This is a genomic window from Phenylobacterium sp., assembly GCF_020253645.1.
Classification (GTDB): domain Bacteria; phylum Pseudomonadota; class Alphaproteobacteria; order Caulobacterales; family Caulobacteraceae; genus Phenylobacterium.
Map to the genome: position 1 here is coordinate 1 of NZ_JADCBG010000069.1, position 6,408 is coordinate 6,408.

The window sequence follows — 6,408 nt, forward strand, 5'->3', positions numbered from 1 at the left end:
ATCCACTGGTCGTGGAGGGCCCGTAGATCGGCCGGGGTCAGGCGGGAGACCACAGCGGCGTCTCCGGCGCCGGTGGCCCTGACGCTGTAGGGGTGGCCCGGCCCGTACATGCGGCGCGACAGTTCTGCGGCTGCAATGGCGGAGGGATTGTTGGCCTCGGCTGCAATGCGCGCCAGCTGCTGCCCGCGGAGTCGTTCGACGACCTGCGAATCGAAGGTCGGTCTCCTGAGGACATCGGCGAGCAGGGCCAGGGACGGAGCGAGGTTCGGCGTCAGGGCGTCGAGGAACACGTTGGAGCGGTCAGCCCCGGCGGCGGCGGCCAAACTGGCCCCCAGGACCTCGGCCCGCTCGGCGATTTCCCGGCTGGAAAGGGCGCCGGCGCCTTCCGTGAGGGCGCGGAGCATCATGGCTTGCGCGCCATAGCGGATGGCGCCGTCCGCCGCCGCGCCGGCGTCAAAGCTGGCGGCGATCAGGGTCCGAGGTTCACCGGTGCGGCGCGCGAAGATCACGGGCATCCCGTTGTCGAGGCTGGCCCGCTCAATCTCCGGGAAGTCGAGGGCGGGGACCTTGCCGACCCCCGGAAGCACGGGGTCGGCGCGCGGGGGCCGGGACGTCGTGACGACGCCTGTCCGGTCAATGACAACGCCCCTGGCGGCCGGATCGCCCCCAAGCGGTCCCCCATCCCGGTCCCTCTCGCCCGGATCGACCCTCAGCGACAGCACCGGGCGCCCCAGCCAGGTCTTCATGGCGGACTGGACGGCCTCGGGCGTCAGGCTCGCCCAGGCCGCGAGGCGCTTGCGGTAGAGGCCCGGATCATCGGCGTACAGTTCGCCCTCCGCGAGGGTGACGGCCTTGCCGCCGAATCCGCCGACCGCCTCCGCCGCCCGGATCTTGCCCGCGATCTCCACGCGTCTGGCGCGGTCCAGTTCCTCGGCGGTCGGACCCGACCGGATCAGGGACGATATGACCTCGTCCATCCGTCGGGCGACGTCCTCCGGCGCGACGCCAGGCCGGACGTCTGCAGCCAGGGTCAGGACCCCGACGGACTGGAAGACGTTGAAATCGGCGGTGACGGAGACCGCGAGCTTCTCGTCACGAACGAGGATGTTGTCCAGTCGGGAGGATGACAGGCCCCCGAGAACGCTGACCCCGGCCTCAAGCGCCACAGAGTTCAGGTCGTTGAGGCCCGGGGTTGACCAGCTACGGTAGATCCGGGTGGTCGCCACCCTGTCCCTGTGGGTGAGACTCACCGGCGCCTTCAGGGTCACGGGACCATCCATGACAGGGGCCAGCGAGGGTCCGCGCGGGATGTGTCCGAAGTATCTCTCGACCAACGGGCGCGCTGTCGCGGTGTCGATGTCCCCGGCCAGGACGAGGACGGCGTTGTTGGGGCCATAGTTGTCATTGAACCAGCGCCGGACATCCTCGAGGGAGGCGGCGTCAAGGTCGGCCATGGAGCCAATGGTGCTGTGCCGGTATCCGTGACCCGGTGGGAAAAGGGCCTCGTAGATCAGGTAATCCACCAGGCCGAAGGGCTGGTTGTCACCCTGGCGCTTTTCGTTCTGGACCACGCCGCGCTGGTTATCGAGCTTCTCCTGCGTCACGGCGCCCAGCAGGTGGCCCATGCGGTCGCTCTCCAGGAACAGGGCCCTGTCCAGGGCGCCCGTCGGGACAGTCTGGAAATAGTTGGTCCTGTCGAACCAGGTGGTGCCGTTGAAGTCCGTGGCGCCGGCTTCCTGGAGAGGCTTGAAGAAATCGCCCGGCGCATTCTCCGAACCGTTGAACATCAGATGCTCGAAGAGGTGGGCGAAGCCTGTCCGTCCCGCCGGCTCGTGCTTGGACCCGACGCCGTACCAGACCGAAACGGCGACGACTGGCGCCTTCCTGTCCGTGTGGACCAGGACCCGAAGTCCGTTGGGCAGCGTGAATCTCTCGTAGGGGATACTGACGAGACGCGCGAGCTCTGCGGCGGAGGCTGGCTGGCCCCCGGCGGCTGTCGCCGGAGCCAGGGTCGGGGCCGGGGGCCTTGCGGCCTGCGCGGGCGCGGAGGTCACGGCGAGTCCAAGGGCGAGGCTGACGCCCGTGAACACTCTTGCGGCTCGGATCATGGAAACTCCTGGGTCGTTCCGCTCTGGGGGAACCGAGGCTTTATTGTTGTCTTGAATGAAGACCAATCTTGGGCAAGGCAAGGGCTGCATTTGCACCCCTGCAGGCGGCTCGGAGAAGAGCACTGGACCTCGCCGGAAGTCCGTCCAATATCCGGGGGATAAAATAGAGATGCGGTGGGAGGGCCAGATATGGCTGAGGAAACGGGGCTCCGCGAAGCGGTCGTGGGAGCAAGGGTGGACGTGGCGGTGGTCGGGGCGGGCTTCGGCGGCCTTTACATGGCCCACAAGGCCCGCGAGGCAGGTCTGACCGTCCAGGGCTTTGAGGCGGGCGGCGGCGTCGGGGGCACCTGGTACTGGAACCGCTATCCCGGCGCCCGCTGCGATATCCCCAGCCTCTTCTATTCCTTCACCTGGTCCGAGGACCTCGCCCGCGAGTGGCGCTGGAGCGAGAAGTACGCGCCGCAGCCCGAGATCCTGAAATACGCGGAGCATATCGCCGACCGGTTCGACCTGCGCCCGTCCTTCCTGTTCGACACCCGTGTTGAGAGCGCGGTCTTCGACGAGGACACCGGGCGCTGGACCGTCCGGACACATCGGGGCGATGAGGTCTCCGCCCGCTGGGTCGTGATGGCCACGGGATGCTTGTCCGTTCCCAAGTCGCCGGACATCCCGGGAGCAGAACGGTTCCGGGGCGAGACCTACGTGACCGGTCTGTGGCCGCACGAGGGCGTGGATTTCACCGGCAAGCGGGTCGCCGTGATCGGCACCGGCTCCTCCGCCATCCAGTCGATCCCGATCATCGCCCGGCAAGCCGACCAGGTCAGCGTCTACCAGCGCACGCCGAACTTCTCCCTTCCCGCCCTGAACTCTCCCCTGGCCGACGCTGAGGTGGAGGGTTTCCTGCAGGGCTTCACCGCCTATCGCGACATGCTCAGGAGCGGCCAGTCCATCTTCCCGCCGCCGCCGCCCGACCTCAGGGTCCGGGGTGAGGAGCTCGAGGCCCTGAAGGCCGGCCTATGGAACGGCATGGGGCTCATGTCCCTGTTCGCCATTCCCAATCTCATGCGGATGCCGGACCTGAACGAGGAGGTCGCCGATCATGTCCGCGACAGGGTCCGCGAGATGGTCGGGGACCCCGAGGTGGCCGAGCGGCTCGTGCCCCGGGGCTATGCCATAGGCGCCAAGCGGCCCTGCGTCGACACCGACTACTACGAGACCTTCAACCGCGGGAACGTCCGGCTCGTCGATCTCCGGGAGACCCCCATCGAGACCATCACCGAGACGGGAATCCGAACGGCGGCGGGGGAGGCTGACTTCGATGTCATCGTCTACGCCACCGGCTTCGACGCCATGACCGGCGCCCTTCTCAAGATGGATGTACGCGGCCGCGGGGGCCTCACCCTCCGCGAAGCCTGGGCCGAGGGACCGAAGACCTATCTGGGCCTCATGGTTTCGGGCTTCCCCAATCTTTTCACTGTGACAGGACCCGGAAGTCCGTCCGTTCTCTCGAACATGATCACCTCCATCGAGCAGCATATCGACTGGATCAGCGGCGCCATCGGTTGGGCGGACGGCCGGCAGGTCCGCACCCTGGAGGCGGACCCGGCTGCTCAGGAAGCCTGGGTCGCCCACGTCAACGAGGTCGCGGCGGGCAGTCTCTATCTCGACGCGGCGTCCTGGTACATGGGCGCCAACGTTCCGGGGAAGCTGCGGGTCTTCATGCCCTACATCGGGGAGGGCTACAAAGTCCGGATCGACGAGGTGGCGGCGCGGGACTACGAGGGCTTCCGTACCGAATGAGGCGCCCGCCCGGCGAGCGAGGGGAGAAACAATGAAGAGTCTGATCGCATCCGCCCTGGCGGCGGCAGGTCTGTTCACCGGTGCGGCCCAGGCCCAGGTGGCGCTCAAGGCCGATACGCCTCACCTTCTGTTCTGGAGCCCTGAGCAGCAGGCGCGATGGTACCCGGCGATGGAGACCGTCTATGAGGTCCGTCCGATCGCCGCGGGCCCGCGTGTCCACGCCCTTCCTCTGGCGCAGACCCGGATCGACCCGGTCTTCACCCATGCGGGCCGGACCTGGACTGTAGACCAGTACATGGAGGCCTACCGGGTCTCTGGCCTGCTCGTGATCCGGGACGGAAGGGTCCTCCTCGAGAAGTATGGCCTGGGCCGTCGCCCGACCGATCGCTGGACCTCGTTCTCGGTCGCCAAGTCCGTCACCGCCACCCTGGTGGGCGCCGCCATCCAGGACGGCCGCATCAGGAGCCTGAACACCCCGGTCACCGACATCCTTCCCGAGTTGAAGGGCTCGGCCTACGACGGTGTTTCCCTGCGCCAGCTCCTGATGATGAGCTCCGGCGTCCGGTGGAGCGAAGACTATGCGGATCCCAACTCTGACGTCGCCAAGGGGCCTCAGGAGGGCCTGAAGCTGGCGGAGGGCAAGCCTGGGCTGAACCCCGTGCTGGCCTACATGCGCACCCTCCCGCGCGCCCACCCGCCCGGGACGGTCTTCAACTACAACACCGGCGAGACGGACCTGGTCGGCATCCTCCTGGCCCGGGCGGTCGGTAAGGGCCTTGCGGAGTACGCCTCGGAGAAGATCTGGAAGCCCTATGGCATGGAGGCCGAAGGGATCTGGGTCACTGATCCCGGCGGCCTTGAGCGCGGCGGCTGCTGCATGTCCATGACCCTTCGCGACTATGGCCGGATCGGGCAGTTCATCCTCGACGGGGGCGTCGTCGACGGGCGGCCCGTGCTCCCGCCCGGCTGGGCGGTGGAATCGACGACCAAGCAGATCGAGAACGGCCAGGCAGGATATGGCTATTTCTGGTGGATGCAGCCCAATGGCGCCTACCAGGCGACAGGGATCTTCGGCCAGTCCATCACCACCTTCCGCGAGGACCGGATCATCATTGTCGTGAACTCGGCCTGGCCCAAGTCTGGTGGGCCGGATCTGCGTGATGGGCGCACCGCCCTGATCAATGCGCTCCGGCAGGCGGCCATCGCCCCCGTGCCCTGAGTCCCATCCGTCGCCCCATGGGGCGCTTGCATTTGCCCGTCTGTCGGGGGACTTTCGGTCCAAGCCCTCCAGAGCGGGGCGATGCAGGAGGATGAAAGAGTCATGGGTTGGAATTTCGGGGACATTCTCGACGCCGTCGGGCCGCAGGTGGCGCCGGAGGCGCCGGCCTTCATCCACGGCTCCCGGGTGATCAACTGGGGAGAGGCGGTCCGGACCACCAACAACATGGCGCGGGCCCTGATCGCCCGTGGCTCCCAGCCCGGCGACAAGATCGCCATCTACATGCGGAACCGGCCGGAATACCTGCTCGCTCTGGCGGCCGCCTGGAAGGCGCGCCTGACCCATGTCAATGTGAACTACCGCTACACCCCCGAAGAGGTGTGGTACATATTCGATAATTCCGACGCCCAGACAGTGGTTTACGCCAGTGAGTTCAGGGATGCGGTCACCGAGATTCGGCCGCGCCTCCCGATGGTCAAGACCTGGATCGAGGTCAGCGAGACGGGCGAGGTTGCGCCCTTCGCGGAGCGGTTCGACGACCTCGGGGACGAAGGAAATGGCGGCCCCCTCGACATCCAGAGGTCCGGCGACGACCAGTTCTTCATCTATACGGGCGGCACCACCGGCATGCCCAAGGGGGTCATGTGGACCCATCATGACATGCGGGAGATCACGCTCCAGACAGCTCGCAAGATGGGACCCGTACCGGAAACCCTGGAGGAGCTCGCGGAGGCCACCCGCCGCATGCCGGTCGGCGCCCGTATCCTTCCGGCCCCGCCCCTGATGCACGGCACCGGGCTCCTGACCTCCATGGGGACCATGATGGCGGGCGGATGCGTCATCACTCTGGAGAAGCCCAATTTCGACGCCGAGGAGCTGCTGACGGCGATCGACGCCCACAAGCCCCAGACCCTGGTGATCGTGGGCGACTCCTTCGGCAAGCCGATCCTCAACGCCCTGAACGCGGCTCCGGGCCGCTACGACGTGTCCAGCATCCTGACCATCGTCTCCTCCGGCGTGATGTGGAGCCACGAGGTCAAGAAGGGCATGCTCGAACACATGCCGCAGGCCATGCTGAGCGACGGCTTCTCCTCGTCCGAGGCGCTGGGCATGGGCAACTCGATCATGACCAGGGACTCCGAGGTCCAGACGGCAAAGTTCATGCTCGGCGAGCGCTGCAAGGTGTTCGACGAGAACGACCAGCCGGTGGAGCCGGTGTCGGGCAAGTCCGGCATGGTGGCCATCGGCCCTCCCAATCCGCTCGGCTACTACAAGGACGAT

At 67.1% G+C, this 6,408-nt stretch carries 4 protein-coding genes; 3 read left to right on the plus strand and 1 reads right to left on the minus strand.

Annotation, left to right across the window (positions count from 1 at the left end; translation table 11 throughout):
* Positions 1 to 2,108, minus strand: a 2,108-nt coding sequence (locus INE98_RS05185) for a pitrilysin family protein (RefSeq protein WP_293537142.1), incomplete at its 3' end; no start/stop codon positions are given.
* Between the two features lie 189 nt (positions 2,109 to 2,297).
* Between INE98_RS05185 and INE98_RS05190 the strand changes: the two genes are divergently transcribed.
* From INE98_RS05190 to INE98_RS05200, 3 genes are all read left to right on the plus strand, one after another.
* Positions 2,298 to 3,908: an NAD(P)/FAD-dependent oxidoreductase gene (locus INE98_RS05190; RefSeq protein ID WP_293537143.1), complete on the plus strand. Its 1,611-nt coding sequence runs from the start codon at positions 2,298 to 2,300 to the stop codon at positions 3,906 to 3,908.
* A gap of 31 nt (positions 3,909 to 3,939) precedes the next feature.
* Positions 3,940 to 5,127, plus strand: a complete 1,188-nt coding sequence (locus INE98_RS05195) for a serine hydrolase (protein WP_293537145.1) — start codon at positions 3,940 to 3,942, stop codon at positions 5,125 to 5,127.
* Positions 5,128 to 5,229: 102 nt separating this feature from the next.
* Positions 5,230 to 6,408, plus strand: a 1,179-nt coding sequence (locus INE98_RS05200) for an AMP-binding protein (RefSeq protein WP_293537147.1), incomplete at its 3' end; no start/stop codon positions are given.

Coding starts and splice junctions, on each gene's coding strand:
- INE98_RS05195 (WP_293537145.1), top strand. CDS start 3,940: ATGAAGAGTCTGATCGCATCCGCCCTGGCGGCGGCAGGTCTGTTCACC.
- INE98_RS05190 (WP_293537143.1), top strand. CDS start 2,298: ATGGCTGAGGAAACGGGGCTCCGCGAAGCGGTCGTGGGAGCAAGGGTG.